Below are 19799 nucleotides of genomic sequence, written 5' to 3' on the forward strand. Positions count from 1 at the left end.
AAAATGAACCAACAGCAAACTATGAGCTTATCGAGTACAAAGGCGACAAAATGCCCGTAGCTATTCATATTATAATGAACAACTTCACCAATTACGAATTCCAACTCGAACAAGGCGATATGCTCTATCTCTTCTCCGATGGCTATGCCGACCAATTTGGGGGCGAACATGGCAAAAAATTTATGTACAAGCGTTTTAAAGAACTTATTTTAGCAAATGCCCATAAACCTATGAACGAACAAAAACAAGCATTCGAAGAAACCATTGTGCAGTGGATTGGAAATGGAGAACAGACTGATGATATCACTGTGGTTGGAATAAAAGTATAAAATTATTTTTTACAAGTTAAATAAACTTCAAAATATAACTAACCAAAATAATCAAAGTATTTATAATAAACCAAAAAATTAATATACGAGCTCCATGTTTAAATTGAAATTTAAGATGTAGAATTAAAAAAATAAACATTAAAATAAGAGGAATTAAAGCAGGGAACAATTGTAAACTCTCAACAATATTACCCTTAAGCAAAGCTATTAACGAGCGTTGCATACCACACCCCGGGCATTCAATGCCCAAAAATTTCTTATAAAAACAAGCCCCCTGGTGATCTTCAAGCCATTGAATAATAGAATAATACCAATGCATTATTCATCATAATTTTTATAATCTTTAGGAATAATAAAAAGCGACTTATCAAGAAGCTTTTTTTGTATTGAAATAACGCGTAAAGTCATTTTTTGCTCACGTAGTGTTGTTCGTTCTTCGCTAAGCATAGGAAAATAACCATAAGAATCGGGTATTTTTAAAAAATAGCTGGCATGTTTTTCTGACCTGTTCCAAAGTCGAAGAAAATCTACAAAAAAATCAAAATTATCTTTTGCCACCCAGTAAGCAATTTCAGTGTTTTGTTTTTTATTGCGAACACGCCACTGGTAACATTTATAACCCAAAATTTTCTTACTATTATTTGTTTTTAAAATTGTATAATCATCTATATTTAATTTATTTTCATGATATTCATTAACAGGTAAATATAAATACATTTTTCGCTGTGGATTAACGGCTATGATGGTCTTTTTTTCAAGATTATAAAGTATATAATTTTCGGGGGTTTTACAGTTTTTGCATCGATTATGCTCATCCATTCGAACTAATTTATCCTTTACATAATAAGTGTAATAAAGCGTGTCCGAAAACATTTCCATCGAAAAGAAAATAATTCCCTCGAAACTTTTACTTAAATCAGAAACAATTTCTGTTTTTACACTTGGTTGTGCCATCAATCCTAAAAACGATAAACAAAAGCAAAAAATATTAAAATACTTCATTCAAAATAATATTTAGTTTGTAAAAAAGTAATTTTTTTACGAATGATGATATTAAAAGTTTCGTTTATTTTGCATTAATTATGAACAATCTAAATCATTTAGCAATAGGATTAAAAGGAGAATCGATTGCCTCGCAATTTCTTATCGAAAAAGGGTACGAAATACTTAAAACCCGATGGACTTATAAGCATAAAGAAATTGACATCATTGCAAAGCATGGCAACATATTAGTGGTTGTAGAAGTAAAAACCCGAACCAATAATCAATATTCACAACCCGAAGAAGCTGTCGATATAAAAAAACAACATTTTTTATCCGAAGCCGTCGAAGCATTTATTCAAGAATATAACGATTTTGATGAAATTCGTTTCGATATAATAGCTATTATTTTGAAACAAAAAGAATATACCATTTACCATATCGAAAACGCATTTGAACCTATATAAGCTATGAGAGTAATAATACAGCGAGTCAAACAAGCTAAAGTTGAAATAGAAAACAAAACGCATTCCCAGATTTCTAAGGGATTATTGATTTTTGTCGGCATCGAAGAGCAAGACACCGCCGAAGATGCTACTTGGCTTGCTCGTAAAATTGTCAATCTTCGCATTTTCGACGACGAGAATGGAGTGATGAATAAATCAGTTAAAGAAGTAAATGGTGAAATATTACTTGTAAGTCAATTTACTTTACACGCTCTTACCAAAAAAGGCAATCGTCCTTCGTATATTCGTGCCGCTCGACCCGAATTAGCAATCCCTTTATATGAACATTTTCAAAAGGAGTTGGTATTAGAGCTTGGCAAAAAAATTTGCACCGGCGTGTTTGGTGCCCATATGCAAGTATCCTTAATCAACGATGGGCCTGTAACCATTTGGATTGATAGTAAAAACAAAGAATAGCCTTATTTTTTATGCGTTCTGCGTATCCATGGAGGTAAAAGAAATACACCTACAAAAAGATAGGGATAATAACTAACCATTCGCCAGGATAGAGCAAGCAAAGCGACAAATCCTACAGGTATAAATACCGATAAATAATCGGAAAAGACGACTTCGGCAAAACCGCTTGCACCCGGACTTGGAAGCACTAACATCATAACCCACATTACCAATTGACGTGCAAAAATCTCAAAATGCTCGTATAAAGTTATACCATTATTTTGCAAATTGATACCGGCAAGCAAAGCAAGCAACAAAAAATTTACCACCCAATAACGAGCCGTCCATGAAATAACCGTAGCCCCAAATGTTTTTAACCAAAATATAAACGATTTACCTTTTAATTCGTTCGATGCTAAAATAATATCATCTCCAATATGATCTGCTTTTTCTCGCCATTTCTTTAAAAACCATAAGCGAAATATAGCCGTCAGAATATTTTTTAAAGCCTGAGGATTTATAAATAAACCATAAGCAATAAAAGCATCGAAAATAAATTTAATGCCATAACCAATAAAGGCAAAATACAAATAATTGCCAGCAAACGCACTGCTACTAATAAAAAGCTGATGAATGCCAACCGAAAAAACAATAAGAGGAAAAAATATTATAAAATAAAGCTCATCTAAAAAAGCCGTTGCCATAACAAGTGCCGTGCTTTTTCCTAATGGAATTCCTTCTTTGTAAATAAAATAGGTAGCAACGGTTGTTCCTCCAACCGCAGAAGGCGAAATGGCAGAAGCAAATTCCCAAAGCATAATAATATAAAAAACTTTTTTCCACGGTAGTTTTTTATCGCTCAGTATTCGCAAACGAATCATGTACCCCACATCGCGCAAAAACATCATAAAAAATGATATGACAATAAAGAGCAAAACTACATGATTGAACGAAAAGGTATCAACCGCTTGTTGATTCCAATCTTTGTAAATTAAATAACCCACAATAGCCAAACCAAATAAAATAGGAAGAATAATTTTTATGGGCGATACTTTACGTAATATAGTAGGTTTAGCTTCTGTCATTTTTTTTCAGCATAAAAGTAATTATTTTTAAACAAATTTTTTACGACTATGAAGCATAATAGTTTTTTAATAAGCATCCTTTTTTTAGTTTATTCAATTCAAATAAGAGCATCGCACAGCGATTCTATTGATGTTGTTCATTACGATATACATTTAGAAATTACCGACTTTACCAATCAAATAATTAGCGGTTACGTGGAGTTAACGGTGGTTTCAAAAATAAATAATCTTCAGCAGGTGAATTTAGACTTGCTCGAAATGGTTATCGACAGCATTACGGTTAACGATGTTAAAATTCCTTCTTTTACTTACGACGACAGAACCTTACAAATACCCCTTTCGTCGGCAATCAATGCCAATGACACCGTGCGGATAGCGGTTTTTTATTTTGGACACCCTCAAGAAGACCCAGGTTCGAGCCATTGGGGAGGATTTAAATGGACTTCGAATAGTGCGTTTAATTTAGGCGTGGGCTTCGAAACCATTCCACACGTTTTTGGGCGTTGCTGGATTCCTTGTAACGATGATTTTGAAGATCGAGCTACCTACGATTTTTATATCAACGTGAATGCGGCACTGAATCATATGGCTGTATGCAATGGCGAATTAGTCGATTTTCAAAATACATGTAGCGGTAAAAGACTTTGCCATTGGCGCATGCGAGACGAAATTCCCACTTATTTGGCTTCGGTTGCCGTTGCCCCTTATGTTTGCCTAACCGATACCTTTAATGGAATGTTAGGACAAATTCCCATTGAGCTTTGGATATTGGAAGCCGATACATTAAAAGCTAAAAACTCTTTTGCAAATCTTAAAAACATACTCCAGCTATACGAAAGCAAATTTGGACCTTATCGTTGGCAGCGAGTAGGTTACGTTTCGGTCGATTTTTCAAGTGGTGCGATGGAACATGCCACCAATATTGCCTATCCACGCTTAGCCATCAACGGCAATACCACATACGAAACCTTGTATGCTCATGAGCTTTTTCACCATTGGTTTGGAAATTTAATTACATGCAGTAAAGCAGAAGAGATGTGGATAAACGAAGGCTGGGCAACTTTTAGCGAATTTTTACATGATGAGACCTTTTCAGATTACAACACTTATCTTACTAACAAAAGAGCTATGCAATATAATGTTTTACGTTATGCTCATATCGAAGATGGTGGTTACTATGCCCTCAATAATATTCCTCAATCGAATACTTACGGAAAATCATCGTATGACAAAGGAGCATTGATGGTTTTAAATCTTCGGCATTTCTTGGGCGATAGTTTGTTTTATGCCGTTATGACGAATTATTTGGCTGATAGAGCTTTTAAAACAGTCAGTTCCGAAGATATGCGCGATTATTTAGCTCAACACGCCAATCCCAAGGTGCACGATTTTTTCGACACTTATATTTTTACACCCGGATTCCCTCATTTTTCGGTCGATTCGTTCAAAGTTGAGCCTCTCGGTTTGCAATATCGACTCATCGTGTATTCTAAAGAAAAATTAAGAGGACGTTCTACGTTCTCATCTTATGCTCAAACCGAAGTTACAGCGTTAGATAACGCTTGGAATATGCGTACATTCAGAATCACCCTGCAAAATGGTTATGGCATCGACACTTTTTATACCGATATTAATCCTATAACTCTGATAACCGATCTTTTTGAACGTGTAAACGATGCAACCACCGACCAATATAAGGTTATTAAAACAGCCACCAATTATACGTTCGACAAATGTAATTTTGTCGGAATTGTATCTGCCATTTCCGATTCTGCATTAGTAAGAGTTGAAAACAATTGGGTGGCACCCGATGGTTTTAAAAATCCTATACCCGGCTTATTTATTTCGCATGAGCATTATTGGTCGGTAAATGGCATTCTACCCCAAAACTTTGTCATGAAAGGACGGTTCCAATACATAAGAACAACCACACCCGAAGGCGGCGGATTCGATAATGAGCTCATCAACAACAGCATCGATTCGCTGGTATTATTGTATCGCCCCGACAGAGCACACGATTGGCATATCATCCCATTTACAAAGACTGGCACCCCTTATTCAGGATATTTAACCACCGATACCGTGCATACCGGCGAATATACTTTTGGTATATGGAATTGGGCTGCATGGAACAATATGGGACAAATTACCAAACCTAAACCCGAAATACAAATCATACCTAATCCCACCACGGGCGATTGTGCGCTAAATTATGCTTTTGTTCCCAACACCTTGCTAGAAATAGTAAATGCTAATGGACAAGTTGTTTTTCAAGATAAGATAAAGCATGCAACTGACCATTATTGGCTTTCAATGGCAAATTTAAAGAATGGTATTTATTGGGTTAAAATATCAAACACAAGCAACATGCCTGTATTTACTAAGATTGTAAAAAAATAATATTCCAAAATATTCATACCGTTTTAAACTACTTTCGGTTTAGCTATATGTAAAAAAAGAATTTTGATTGAAAGTTTACTGCACATCATACCCGTCCAAAATAATTTATAAAATTAAAAAAGTAGGGGTTGGTAACACTTCAAAAATGAAGTAATTTAGACCTTTGCAAAACTCTCGATGTATATAATACAACCATTTATCGAGAATAGCTATAAATAATGCAAACTATTTTATATCTTTGTTTGTTTTTGGTTTTAACTGTTTAAAACAATTTCAGATAAAAGCTATTTTTATGAGTATATTTTCAGCTTATCTGCCTTTATTACCATTATTGCAAAGTATTTTCTTTTTGATTTTATTCTTATCGTTTTTTAAAAAGTCTTTGTCTTATATTTTATTAACATTAAATTTTATTTTTTTATTTCTAGGTTTTACCATTGAGTATTTTAGTTCTTTAGCCAATTATTCAGTTTCAAGCTGGTCTTATTATATATTTTTTTTGGTTTTATTATCAGTAAATCCTCTTTTTTATTTATTTATTAAAAGTATTTTAACTGAACATTTTAAGTTTAAACTAAAATATCTGTTTCATTTTTTACCCTCATTATTATTTTTTATTCTATCTATTTTTATAATTTACTATTTACCTAAATATATTTTTATACGTTTAGTAGAAAACAATCTAATAAAAAATGATTACAATAATATTTACTTAATCATATTAACAAATATATATTGGATAGTACAATATGGTATTTATAATATTCAATTATTATTCTATTCAATATTAATATTCATTATGTTAAGAAAATACATGTTAGAAATAAGTAAAAACTATTCTAATGCTGAAAAAATGAAAGTTAAATGGATATATGTCTTAATAATAATTAACTTATTATTTAATATTTGGGATATAGCCTCTATATATATACATGTTTTTCAGAAGTTTCCAGACATGTATTATTTAATGAACTTTTTATATATTACATTGTTTGGAATCAATGCCTTAAAGCATCAACTTTTATTAACTAAAAACGATAAAATTCATATTTTACAAAGCGTAGAACTATTAGATGATATTCAAGATAAAGATGATAACGAGCAATCATTTAAAATTGTAAAAGAAAGGGAACTCATTGGTAAATTAGAATACTTAATGAACCGTGAGCAACTTTTTTTAAACCCTGATTTAAAACTTAATGATATTTCTCAAAAGTTAAAAATACATAGAAATGTTATTTCTAAGGTTATAAACCAACATTGGAAAGTAAATTTTTTTCAATGGGTTAATAATTACAGATTGGAAAAAGCTAAAGAATTATTATCGAGCCATGATTTCAATCATTTATCTATTGAAGGCATTGCTAAAACAGTAGGCTTTAATTCAAAATCAGTTTTTAATCCTTTGTTTAAAAAAAAGTATGGTATCACGCCGTCCGATTTTAGAAAAAAATATGCTAAATAATGTAATAATATAAACTCTTCATTTTTACACATAATACACAAAATCAGGTTAATATACAAATAAGAACGTTTAAATTTAAAACTCGAACGTTTAAAAAGAATATTTAATTTTAATATATACTACTTTTGCAAAAACATGGTTATGAAAAATTATCTTTTAATAGTATGTGTTTATTTTGTATTGCTCAATTTTAATTACATCAAAGCAGCAAAATTTACGGTAACAAATACAAGCGACTCTGGGACAGGTAGTTTAAGAGAAGCCATAAATTCGAGTAATTCAAATTTTGTGGCCGATACAATTATATTTAATATACCAACATCCGATTTAGGATATAACCCACAAACCAATACCTTTACCATATCAATAAATAGTTTGTTGCCTTATTTAATCGGTGGTAATTTATTTATTGATGGAACAAGTCAGCCTGGTTATTCCGGGTTACCTAAAATAGCAATAACAACTGGTAATCCTTTGTCCGTCCCTTGGGCTTTAGGTATATTTTCTTCGAATAATAAAATCAAAGGGTTACAAATTATTGGTTTTTCTATTGGAATTTTATTATCTGAATCTACAGGCACCAATAACCATGTTGAATCTTGTTTTATTGGCACAAATCATAATGGTACTTCAGCAATGCCTAACACAAACGGTATTGTTATAAACAATAACGCTAATGGGAATGTTATTGCAAACAACATTATTTCAGGTAATACAGCCAATGGTATTGTCATTAAAAAATCGAACAATACTTCAATAATTGGAAATAAAATTGGCTGTGATTTTAATGGCACCCATCCCATCCCTAATGAGAATGGAATAACAGCCGATTCATCAAGCAATAATGTTATTGGTGGATTATTAAGTTCAGAACGCAATATTATATCAGGTAATAGCCAGAGTGGTATTCTGATTACAGGCAGAACATCAACAAATAATATTGTACAAGGCAATTACATTGGCATAGATGTTACAGGTACAGCCAAACTTTCAAATTTATATGGAATAACTGTAACTAAGGCATACGGCAACATTATAGGAAGAAATAATATTATTTCTGGCAATATAGATATTGGTGTTCTCTTTACAGGGAAGCACACAAGAAACAATATAGTAAAAGGAAATTTTATTGGTACTGATTATACTGGGACTCAATTATTAGATAATCATAAAGGTGTTGTTATTAAAAGCTTAGCAAATTCTAATATTATAGGAGGAAATACGGCATTGGATAGAAATATAATTTCTGGTAACATAGAAATTGGTGTGTATATCGAAGCAGCTGATAGCAATAAAATTACCGGAAATTATATAGGTCCCGATGTTACCGGAACAAATAAAGTTCGAATTCCGGACGTAAACGGCAATGATTCTTTGATACAAGGCAATGGAGTAGAATTTAATATTGTTGCAAAGTATAATATTTTAGGAGGACCATCATACGGCGAAAGAAACATAATATCGGGACACAAAGTTTATGGTGTGGTATATTATGGTCATTGTAATAATAATACTACTATAAACAACTTTATTGGTACCGATGTTACAAGCAAAAATTCTTTGCCTAATGCTACCGGAATTTGTTTCGATTGTGCTTCAAATCATAACGACGTTATTAATTGTGTATTGTCTGGCAATATTGGATATGGATTATTTTATGTAACCCGAGGTACAGAATATAATAGATTGTTAGGCAATATGATTGGAGTCGATTCATCTGGAACTCAAGCGGTACCAAATGATATTGGCATGGTAGTCTCTACAGGTACAGCAAATAATATTATTGGAGGAAATTCGCCAAACGAAAGAAACATTTTTTCGGGTAATAATTTGAGTGGACTAATGATAACAAATCAATTGACCGAAAATAATATTATTAAAGGCAATTATTTTGGAACAGATATAACGGGAACAGTTGCAATTCCAAATTTATATGGAGTAATGTTCTCTACATTTACAAAACATAATACGTTAGACAGCAATCTCATTTCCGGAAATTTATCATCAGGTATTATTATATACGAAGAAGCCGATAGTAATTTAATAATTAATAATAAAATAGGTACAGATATCTCAGGCATGAACGCTCTTGCTAATCAATCTGCTGGAATTTATATTGACCAAGGAGCGAAATACAACACGGTAGGAACCCTAAATAAACCAAATATAGTGGCATATAATATCGGAGGTGGAATATTGATTAATAATGAAAATACTAAGTTTAATAAATTATCAGGTAATGCTATATTTGATAATGATGGGTTGGGAATTGATATTTTCCCATTTGGCATAGTAAATCAAAATGATTTGGGCGACTTAGATGATGGACCTGCTAAAATGATGAATACACCTCTTATCAATTATGCAGAATACAATGGAGTTGATACATATGTTCAAGGAACAATAGATACACAAAACCCATCGGGAGTTACTATTGAAGTTTATGCCGCAAAACCTGATGCATATAATTGTGGACAAGGTCAACGTTTTGTTGGGGCTGCCTTGGCTGATGTAAATGGGAATTGGAATTTAACTACTAATTTGCTTTTAGGAACAGATGTAGTTACCGCAATTGCTATTGATAATGAAGGTAATACTTCAGAATTTTGTCAAAATGCTTCAATTATTACCAATATCAGTCAACATGAATTTTTGCAAGTAGAAATGTTTCCTAATCCTTGCTCGGATAAATTTGTAATAAGAATACCTAATTCATACAATAATTTTTGTGTTTCAATTTATGATATGCACGGAAGAATTATTAATAAAATGATAGACTGTAAAAATACTAAAGAATACATTTGGAATTTAGAAAATGACCAAAAACAAAGAGTAGTCTCTGGACAATATATTATTTCGATAAGTTTTAACGATGGTTCTTCGATATCTAAATTAATAACTGTTTTATAATTAAGAATATGAGAAAGTTTATTTTACTTATCCTTTTAATATTTAGTGTTAACTTTTTATTAGCTAATACTTACGTTGTTACTAACACAAACGATTATGGAACAGGCTCATTAAGAGCAGCCCTGCTCAATTGTTTATCTAATCCAGGAACACCCCATACTGTTGTTTTTAATATTCCAACTTCCGATCCGGGATATAATCCAACCACGGGTGTTTGGACTATTGTGTTCTACGACGAAGGTTTACCTCCTTTAACCACGGGTCATATTACTATTGACGGTACTACACAAACCAATTATGCAGGGAATACAAATCCCTATGGTCCCGAAATTTGCCTTAATGGAAATATGAATACCGTTGAATATTGTATTACCATTCAGAATTCGGCTTATAATGTAATAAAAGGGTTAATAATTAATGAATTTCTTTATGGCATTCAAATTTATGGATCGGGCTCTCATCACAATTCTATATTAGGATGTTATTTAGGTTGTAATCATGATGCTACAGTTAGAAAAGGGAATTATAATGCTATCGAAATTATAAGTGGAGCTAACCAAAACCAGGTTGGTGGACGTACACCCGATGAGCAAAATATCGTTTCGGGCAATGAATATGCAGGTATTAGAATAAGTGATGCGCACTATAATCTTATAATTAATAATTTAGTTGGGGTTAATCGAACAGGAAGTTCCGAATTACATAATTATGATGGTATTACAGTTGAAGGAGCTTCAACATATAATCAAATTGGTGGTGATTCAACTATTGAACGCAATGTAACTTCTGGAAATGTTGCCTATGGTATAGATATTTTTGGAGTTGGATGTATGGGAAATAAAATACAAGGAAATTTTATTGGTACAGATATTACAGGTTCGTATGCCATTGCAAATACTTATGGTCTATTATTTGACGACCGTTCTCATCAAAATTTGGTAGGTGGTTATAATGTAGGCGAAGGGAATTTAATTTCTGGAAATACTGCCTTTGGAGCTTATTTTTATAATAATGGAACGAATAGTAATGCATTAATTGGTAATAAAATTGGAACCGATATAACTGGAACATATGCTATTCCAAATGAAACAGGTGTTCATATTGATGGTTGTACTTTTGCCAATTTAGTAGATAGTAATTTAATTTCCGGGAACTTAGCAAATGGCATCACTTTATTTGCTACATATACCGATTACAATACCATTATCCGAAATAAAATCGGCACCGACATTTCAGGTCATTTACCATTAGGTAATGGAAACCAAGGTATATTAATAACACAAGGTTCTGCCAATAATACTATTGGTGGTACGATTCAAAATGCTAATATAATTGCATTTAATGGAAAAAATGGCGTAAAGATTGAATCTGAAAATTCAGATCATAATCTCATTTCATGTAATTCAATTCACAGTAACGGAAATTATGGTATTGAGCTTTATCCTGTTGACGGTTTTAATCCAAATGACCTTAATGACTCCGATACTGGTCCAAACGATTTATTAAATAGCCCAGTAATTGATACAATAATATATTCTGGTTCGCAAGCAACCATTCAAGGACATATAGATGTAATAAATCCAACTACTACTAAAATTGAAATATATAGAGCGTTACAAAATATAAATTATTGTTCAGAAGGTAAAGATTATCTGGGATACACTTATTGTAATAATTTTGGCTTATGGTCGTTCTCGTTTAATTTTTTAAATGCGAACGATTATTATACTGCTTTAGCTATTGATAATGCTAACAATACTTCAGAGTTTAGTAGGGAGTTCCCATTACAACCAACAACTTTAGTAAAACCGAAAGATATAGAAAATAGAAATCTGCGTATATATCCCAATCCAGCTTACGACAAAATATATGTAGATTTTGATACTAATAATGAAAATAAAATGTCATATGAAGTCATAAATATGCTTGGAACTATTGTAAAAGAAGGCGAATTTTGCCCTTTAACGAACAAGGTTATTGAAATTAATAATTTAGCCGAAGGGAAATATATTGTTCGTTTAAAAAATGAGCAAAATATACTTATTGGTAGTTTTGAAAAAAATATCTATTAACTTAAGTTTATTTATGATTTATGAAATAGCCATGAGAACAAATTCACACAAACCGAAAATGAAATTTACACACAAACAAACATCACTATTTGTTCGAATGGCGTATTCCATGTAACCTTAGTATATAATTTAAAAAATAATTACACATGAAAAGATTATTATTTATATGCCTAATTTTATTAGCAAATTACTCTCAAAGTCAGGTTTTAACAATTGAGAACAAGATTGATAGTATTTTAAGTAAAATGACGTTCTGGGAGAAATTGCAACAATTATACCCCTATGATGTACTCAACACGGGCGATAATCCACGTTTGGGAATTCCGGGTTTCTATATGACTGATGGTCCACACGGTTACAGATATCCTGAATCAACAGGTGGAATGACCTATCCGGTTCCAACCGAGGCAATGGCTACAAGTTTTCCAGTAAATATGGCCATTGCAGCAACCTGGGATACCGATTTGGCTTATCGAATGGCAAAATCAATGGGAAACGAATTTGTAGCAAAAGGAATCAATCAACCATTAGCACCAACCCTATACTTGTGTAACGATCCTCGAAACGGAAGAAGTGGCGAAAGTTATGGCGAAGATCCCTATTTATGTGCAAAGATAGGAACGGCTACAGTTAAAGGCATTCAGGCTACACCATCTATAGCAACCATTAAATCGTATATATGCGAAAATGCTCAGAATACCCGCATGACAGATACTATCACCGTCAGTCGTCGTATGCTCATGGAACATTGGGGATGGCCTTTTAAACAAGCGATTCAAGATGCAAATGCAATGTGTGTGATGAGTGCTTATGTAAGGGTAAACGATACAGCCGCATCGCACAATTATACATTAAATACCGAAATTCTTAGAAATGATTGGGGATTCCCATATTATATGGTTTCCGATTGGGGGTCGGTTTATGATGCAGAAAAAGCTATAAAAAGTGGCTTAGATATTTGTATGGGAAGTTGGCATTATGCATTTGACTTATGGCCCTTGTTTTATTCAGGTTCATTGCCAGAATCTTATTTAAATAAAGCAGTGAAAAGAGTATTACGTACCAAGTTTTTATCTGGAGTTATAGATTGGCAACCCACAGTTCCAACAAACGTTGTTAGTGGTTCAGAAAGTCAGGCTATTAATTACGAAGCAGCATTAAAAAGTTTAGTTTTATTAAAAAATTCAAATAATATTTTACCGTTAAATAAAAATACCATTGGTTCTGTTGCTGTAATTGGTCCAAGTGCTGCAATTACTCAACTCGATGGTTACGGAAGCAGTTATGTTTTTCCAACCTATACTGTTAGTCCTTTACAAGGAATTATACAAAAAATTGGTGGTTCAAAAGTAAAATATGCCAAAGGGTGTGGTATAAACGATAATGATTATACAGGTTTTAATGATGCCATTAATAAGGCAGCAAATTCTGATGTTGTAATTTTTATAGGAGGCTTAGATTATACTCAAGAAGGCGAAACTTTAGATAGAGTCGGAGGTTCTGTTGAATTGCCAACAATTCAACAAATCTTAATCAATTACTTAGCTTCAGTTAATCCAAATATTATTGTTGTAATAGAAAGTGGTGGTGTTGTTAGTCTAAGCCAATGTTTAAATAATATAAAAGGTTTAATCTATGGTTTTTACCCAGGGCAAGAACAAGGTCATGCTATAGCCGATGTTATTTTTGGAGACTATAATCCGGGTGGTAAACTTCCGATAACGATGCCAGTAAATGATTCACAATTACCTCCAAGAAACAATAATTTTAATGACGATTGGGGATGTGGTTACCGATGGTTCGACAAACAGTCTATTACTCCTGCATTTGCATTTGGTTATGGATTGAGTTATACTACTTTTACATATAATTCTATGAATATTCTGAATCCCAATGTTACAGAAGGAGAAACCATTTCTATTGATATTACCCTTACAAATACTGGTAATCGAGATGGAGATGAAGTAGTTCAGCTCTATATATCACATCCTGTAAGTGGCTTACCAATGCCCGTTAAACAATTAAAAGGTTTTAAAAGAGTTCATATAAATAGCGGACAAACCATAACTTTAAATTTTAAACTAAAACCAGAAGATTTATATGTGTATGACGAAACAACAGCCTCATATAAATTACTAACAGGAACTTATACTATTAAAGCGGGCGGAGCATCTGATAATCTTCCGCTAAATGGTTCATTTACAATAATGCCAGGCATTCACAAACCAGACCTAAGCGTATCTTCTCTGCTTTTTTATCCTCCATACCCACACCAAGGCGATACCGTTTTCTTTTTAGCCAATGTTAAAAATCAAGGAATAGCAGATATTAACAATGAACATCTAACAGCTGAAATTTATCTCAATAATCAGCTAATTGCTGAAATGGATACCTCTATATCCATTAAAATAGGAGGCATGAAACAGATTGATGCCCATAAGTGTGTACTTGGAAAAAATTTTTGGATAGCCGATGCACCCGGTCAATATAACCTGTCAATAACTCTAGACAATACTCAATTAATTGATGAAACCGATGAAAATAATAATGTTTTTAATAATATTTTAACGGTCTATAATAGCATATCAGACTCCCTTGAAATTAATTTAGCATGGAAAAAACCAGTTATATCATCTTCTTTTTCAGATTCTAGCTTTTTGCCTCAATATGCTGTAGATGGGCTTAGAAACTCGCGTTGGGAATCTGATAGTGCTATCAATCCGTTTTTTCAAGTAGATCTTTTAGCACCTTATCAACTTTCATTGGTTAGGATAAAATGGGCTGATGCCTATGCTAATCAATATACTCTATTAAGCTCAATTGATTCTCTACAATGGGATACTATTGCAGTAAGCTATTTTGGGAATGGACAAGTAGATGAATTTAATACCAATAAATTGGCAAGATACCTAAAATTGGCAAACATCTGTCCTGCAACGAATAGGGGTATTTCTATTTTTGAATTTCAGGCATTTGGAAAATCGTATCAATCATCAATTGAAAATAATACTGTAAATTTATTTTCAGATTTAAATGTGTTTCCCAATCCATGTAATATTAATGATAAAATATATGTTGCAAAAAATAACTTGAATTATGTTAATGTTTATATTTGTGACCTATATGGAAGAAAATGTTACGAAGAATTAAATAAAAACGGAAATATAATTCAAATACCTACTGATAATTTGAAAAAAGGAATATACATTATTAGGATAGATGATTTAAATAAAAACTATTCTGTTTTCAAAAAAATAATGATTATTTAGGAACTATGTTCAATAATAATTTGAGTCCTTTGCAAGGCTATTAACATGCAAATATCTGATTGTTAATAACTTATTGATATTTTTATTTTAAATTCCAGAAATAATGCTTATTTTAGCGTTATGAAATTAGAAAAATCAGGAAATAAGACCTTTGCAAAACTTCTTTTTTGGTCGAGTCCAACCTTTCTCTCGTCATTCTGAGCTTGTCGAAGAATGACCCCCATGCACATTTAGTTTTATGAATGGTTATACCTCGAAAGACTCTCAGTATGCCGATGGGTATAGAATTGATTGCTCTAAAAATATTTCTATTTTTATTAGACTGGTTGAATTTGTTTATTCATCGTACTTAGATTTAATTTTATTTTACTACCTCTCAACTCAAACTTTATATATACAAAAAACACTTGAATATATATAAGCAACTCATTAAATGGTTTTAAAAAAGTATTATCTCGAATACACTTTTTGTTTAATCCTTTATTGTTTTAACTAATTTTCATAAATTTGCAAGCATAAAATTAAATCATGAATAAAACATATTTCGCACACGAAACAGCTGTTATTGACGAAGGTTGTACGATCGGCGAAGGCACTAAAATATGGCATTTTAGTCATATTATGCCACAATGTATCATTGGTAAAAACTGCAACATAGGTCAAAATGTTGTAGTATCGCCCGAAGTTGTTTTAGGAAACAATGTAAAAGTTCAAAACAATGTCAGCATTTATACAGGCGTTATTTGCGAAGACGATGTATTTCTTGGTCCATCAATGGTTTTTACCAATGTTATAAATCCTCGAAGTGCTGTTGTTCGTAAAGACCAATACAAAAAAACCATTGTTAAAAAAGGTGCAACCATAGGCGCCAATGCTACTATTGTTTGTGGCGTTACAATAGGCGAATATGCTTTTGTAGGAGCTGGTGCTGTAGTAACAAAAGATGTTAAACCATATGCCTTAGTCGTTGGTAATCCTTCGCGACAAACCGGATGGATGAGCGAATACGGTCATAAACTCCATTTTAATGAAGAAGGTATAGCCATTTGCCCCGAAAGTAAAGAAAAGTACAAATTAGAAAACAATCAAGTTATTAAACTTTCAACTCATGATTAAAAATTTTGCCATCATTGGCATAGCCGGCTATATTGCTCCACGCCATGTTAAAGCAATAAAAGATACAGGCAATAAACTCATTGCAGCCCTCGACCCTTTCGATAGCGTAGGCTTTTTAGATTCTTATTTCCCCGAAGCCGATTACTTTTCTGAATTTGAACGCTTCGACCGTCATATAGACAAATTAAAACGACAAGGAATTAAAACCGATTACATTAGTATTTGCTCGCCTAACTATTTACACGACTCACATATACGTTTTGCACTCAAAAGCGGAGCCGAAGCAATTTGCGAAAAGCCCCTAGTCCTTAACCCATGGAACATCGACGCACTTACAGAAATCGAAAAAGAAACCGGCAAAAAAGTAAATACTATTTTACAACTTCGCTTACACCCAAGCATTATTAAACTCAAACAAGAAATCGATCAAAATCCTAATAAAATTTACGATATCGATCTAACTTACATCACAAGTCGAGGCAATTGGTATTATTTTTCATGGAAAGGCGACATTCAAAAATCGGGCGGTATTGCTACCAATATTGGCATTCATTTTTTCGATATGCTCATCTGGCTCTTTGGTTGTGTTCAAGATCAAAAATTATACTTATCTAAACCCAATAAAGCTTCAGGATTTATCACCTTAAAAAATGCTCGCGTGCGTTGGTTTTTAAGCCTCGACCTTAACGATATTCCACAAGAAATTAGAACACAAGGCAAACGTACTTTTCGTTCAATAACCCTTAATGGTAATGAGATTGAATTTAGCGATGGCTTTACCGATTTACATACAGAAAGCTATAAAAATATTATTGAAGGTAAAGGATTCGGATTATGCGAAGCACGCCCTTCTATAGAACTCGTTTATAATATTCGAAATGCTCCTATAAGTGAATTAAAAAGCGATTTTCATCCATATTGTATAAAAAATAAATAACTATGAACCTTTTCGAACAACTATTAAAAAAAGAGACGAAACTATCGGTCATTGGATTAGGTTATGTGGGTCTTCCTATTGCCCTTGATTTTGCAAAAAAAATATCTGTCGTAGGTTTTGACATTAAACCCGAACGCATAGAAATGATGAAAAAGGGTATAGACCCAAGCAAAGAGCTCGACAACAAGGAATTTGAAGGATGCGATATTCTTTTTACAAGCAATTTAGAAGATTTAAAACAAGCCTCTTTTCATATTGTTGCAGTTCCTACACCTATCGATAAACACAATTTGCCCGATTTGCGTCCTGTTTTGAGTGCAAGCGAAACAGTGGGTAAAATACTCAAAAAAGGCGATGTAGTCGTTTACGAATCGACCGTTTATCCAGGATGCACCGAAGAAGATTGTATTCCTGTACTAGAAAAATTTTCCGGCTTAAAATACCCCGAAGATTTCAAAGTAGGTTACTCCCCCGAACGCATCAATCCTGGCGACAAAGAACACACTTTTAAAACCGTTGTAAAAGTAGTTTCGGGCTGCGATGCTCCCACACTCGACATTGTTGCTAAAGTCTATGAATTAGTGGTTGCCGCAGGAGTACATAAAGCCTCTTCTATAAAAGTTGCCGAAGCAGCTAAAATTATTGAAAACACTCAACGCGATGTAAACATTGCTCTTATGAACGAACTTTCAATTATTTTCAACCGCATGGGCATTAACACTTACGAAGTACTCGAAGCCGCTGGCACTAAATGGAATTTTCTAAAGTTTTCGCCTGGACTTGTTGGTGGACACTGTATTGGCGTTGACCCTTATTATCTCACATACAAAGCCAAAGAATATCGATATCATGCTCAAATCATTAATTCTGGACGTTTTGTCAACGATTCCATGGGCTATTATGTGGCAAAGCAAACCGTAAAAAAAATCATTGCTGCCAATAAAAATGTTTTAAATAGCCGCGTTTTAGTTATGGGCATTACATTTAAAGAAGACGTTGCCGATCTACGCAACTCACGTGTTGCCGATGTGGTAAACGAACTTAAATCGTACGGCATTAAAGTTGATATTGTTGACCCCCTTGCTGACAAAGAAGAACTCAAAGAAGAATACGGATTTGAATTATCCGTTGAGCCTAATGGGAAATACGATGCTGTTATTGTAGCCGTAGCTCATAAACAATACAAAGATTTAAGCGAAACATATTTCGAAAACTTACTAAACGAAAACGGCATTTTAGTCGATGTAAAAGGCATATACAGAAAACGTCAACATACTCTAACTTATTGGTCTTTATAAAATGGGAAAAAAAATCTTAATCACAGGAGGCACCGGTTATATTGGCTCACACACAGCAGTAGAGCTTATACAGCAAGGATACGAAGTTTTTATTGTAGATAATTTTTCAAATTCGCATAGTTCTGTATTGCAAGGCATAAAAAATATTACTGGTATTGAACCTCATTTTACAAAACTCGATCTAACGCTCAAAACCGATGTAGATAATTATTTTGAACTTCATCACGATTTAGATGCCGTTATTCATTTTGCTGCCCTTAAAGCAGTTGGCGAATCGGTAACCAAACCCCTGTTATACTATAAAAATAACTTATTATCGCTTATTCACGTACTCGAAAACATGGTAGAATATCAAATCCCTTATTTAGCCTTTTCATCTTCGTGTACGGTATATGGCGAACCTGATAAATTACCAATAAAAGAAAATGCTCCTATTAAACCAGCTATTTCGCCCTATGGCAACACAAAACAAATTGCCGAAGAAATTATTCAAGAAACTGCTAAAGCTTCTGAAATTATTAAAGCCTCATTATTACGCTATTTCAACCCCATTGGAGCCCACCCATCTGGTTTAATTGGTGAACTTCCTATTGGCATTCCTAATAATTTAGTCCCCTACATTACCCAAACAGCAGCTGGTATTCGCGATGTATTAAGAATTTATGGCGACGATTACGACACGCCCGATGGCACTTGTATTCGCGATTATATTCATGTAGTTGACTTAGCAAAAGCTCATATTGCGGCACTCAACCGCTTATTAAAGTCAGAAAACGAAAGCGATTGCGAAATCTTTAACATAGGAACAGGACAAGGAAATTCTGTTCTCGAAGTCGTTCAAACATTCGAAAAAGTAAACAACATAAAACTAAAATACATTATAGATGAACGACGCGAAGGCGATGTCGAAAAAATTTGGGCTGATCCGTCTAAAGCGAATAAAATGCTTCATTGGAAGGCAGAATTTACACTCGAAGATGCACTTCGTGATGCTTGGAATTGGGAAAAAAGGTATCGTGGAATACAATAATGATA

The 19799-nt window shown here is 33.1% G+C and carries 15 protein-coding genes; 12 read left to right on the forward strand and 3 right to left on the reverse strand.

Annotated elements, in window-relative coordinates; genetic code table 11:
• The coding region (locus HPY79_08300; GenBank protein NSW45799.1) for a SpoIIE family protein phosphatase at nt 1-329 on the forward strand (329 nt) is incomplete at its 5' end.
• Between the two features lie 16 nt (nt 330-345).
• On the opposite strand, the gene HPY79_08305 is transcribed toward HPY79_08300, so the two are convergent.
• Both HPY79_08305 and HPY79_08310 read right to left on the reverse strand, forming a co-directional pair.
• Entirely contained in the window at nt 346-648 is a 303-nt protein-coding gene (locus tag HPY79_08305; protein ID NSW45800.1) for a DUF2752 domain-containing protein, read from the reverse strand.
• Nucleotides 648-1331 carry a DUF4412 domain-containing protein gene (locus HPY79_08310; protein ID NSW45801.1) on the reverse strand — a complete coding sequence of 228 codons (684 nt, stop codon included), beginning with the start codon at nt 1329-1331 and terminating at the stop codon, nt 648-650. The genes HPY79_08305 and HPY79_08310 overlap by 1 nt, the downstream gene beginning before the upstream one ends.
• An 80-nt stretch (nt 1332-1411) precedes the next feature.
• Here HPY79_08310 and HPY79_08315 point away from each other — a divergent pair, with 80 nt between their 5' ends.
• A complete protein-coding gene (locus tag HPY79_08315; protein NSW45802.1) occupies nt 1412-1777 on the forward strand; it encodes a YraN family protein in 366 nt (121 codons plus the stop codon).
• Nucleotides 1778-1780: 3 nt separating this feature from the next.
• Complete coding sequence (locus tag HPY79_08320; protein ID NSW45803.1) at nt 1781-2233, forward strand: D-tyrosyl-tRNA(Tyr) deacylase; 453 nt, start codon at nt 1781-1783, stop codon at nt 2231-2233.
• Between the two features lie 2 nt (nt 2234-2235).
• Here the strand turns inward: HPY79_08320 and HPY79_08325 are convergent, their stop codons facing one another.
• Nucleotides 2236-3297, reverse strand: coding sequence for a flippase-like domain-containing protein (locus HPY79_08325; protein ID NSW45804.1), 1062 nt, complete (start codon nt 3295-3297; stop codon nt 2236-2238).
• A 48-nt stretch (nt 3298-3345) separates the two neighbouring features.
• Here HPY79_08325 and HPY79_08330 point away from each other — a divergent pair, with 48 nt between their 5' ends.
• The 9 genes from HPY79_08330 (at nt 3346) to galE (ending at nt 19794) form a co-directional block, all read left to right on the forward strand.
• Nucleotides 3346-5697 (forward strand): T9SS type A sorting domain-containing protein, encoded by a 2352-nt coding sequence (locus tag HPY79_08330; protein NSW45805.1) that lies wholly within the window; start codon nt 3346-3348, stop codon nt 5695-5697.
• An 814-nt stretch (nt 5698-6511) separates the two neighbouring features.
• Nucleotides 6512-7162, forward strand: coding sequence for a helix-turn-helix transcriptional regulator (locus HPY79_08335; protein NSW45806.1), 651 nt, complete (start codon nt 6512-6514; stop codon nt 7160-7162).
• Nucleotides 7163-7303: 141 nt separating this feature from the next.
• Entirely contained in the window at nt 7304-10072 is a 2769-nt protein-coding gene (locus HPY79_08340) for a T9SS type A sorting domain-containing protein (protein NSW45807.1), read from the forward strand.
• Between the two features lie 8 nt (nt 10073-10080).
• Nucleotides 10081-12144, forward strand: coding sequence for a T9SS type A sorting domain-containing protein (locus HPY79_08345; protein NSW45808.1), 2064 nt, complete (start codon nt 10081-10083; stop codon nt 12142-12144).
• 146 nt (nt 12145-12290) lie between these two features.
• A complete protein-coding gene (locus tag HPY79_08350) occupies nt 12291-15413 on the forward strand; it encodes a glycoside hydrolase family 3 C-terminal domain-containing protein (protein ID NSW45809.1) in 3123 nt (1040 codons plus the stop codon).
• A gap of 528 nt (nt 15414-15941) precedes the next feature.
• On the forward strand, nt 15942-16529 hold the full coding sequence (locus HPY79_08355) for an N-acetyltransferase (protein ID NSW45810.1): 588 nt from the start codon (nt 15942-15944) through the stop codon (nt 16527-16529).
• Nucleotides 16525-17466, forward strand: a complete 942-nt coding sequence (locus HPY79_08360; protein ID NSW45811.1) for a Gfo/Idh/MocA family oxidoreductase — start codon at nt 16525-16527, stop codon at nt 17464-17466. Before HPY79_08355 ends, HPY79_08360 begins: the two co-directional genes overlap by 5 nt.
• Nucleotides 17467-17468: 2 nt before the next feature.
• On the forward strand, nt 17469-18764 hold the full coding sequence (locus tag HPY79_08365; protein ID NSW45812.1) for a nucleotide sugar dehydrogenase: 1296 nt from the start codon (nt 17469-17471) through the stop codon (nt 18762-18764).
• Nucleotide 18765: 1 nt separating this feature from the next.
• Nucleotides 18766-19794 carry a UDP-glucose 4-epimerase GalE gene (gene galE / locus HPY79_08370; protein ID NSW45813.1) on the forward strand — a complete coding sequence of 343 codons (1029 nt, stop codon included), beginning with the start codon at nt 18766-18768 and terminating at the stop codon, nt 19792-19794.
• The last annotated feature ends 5 nt before the right edge of the window (nt 19795-19799 follow it).

Source organism: Bacteroidales bacterium (assembly GCA_013314715.1).
Classification (GTDB): Bacteria; Bacteroidota; Bacteroidia; order Bacteroidales; family GWA2-32-17; genus Ch61.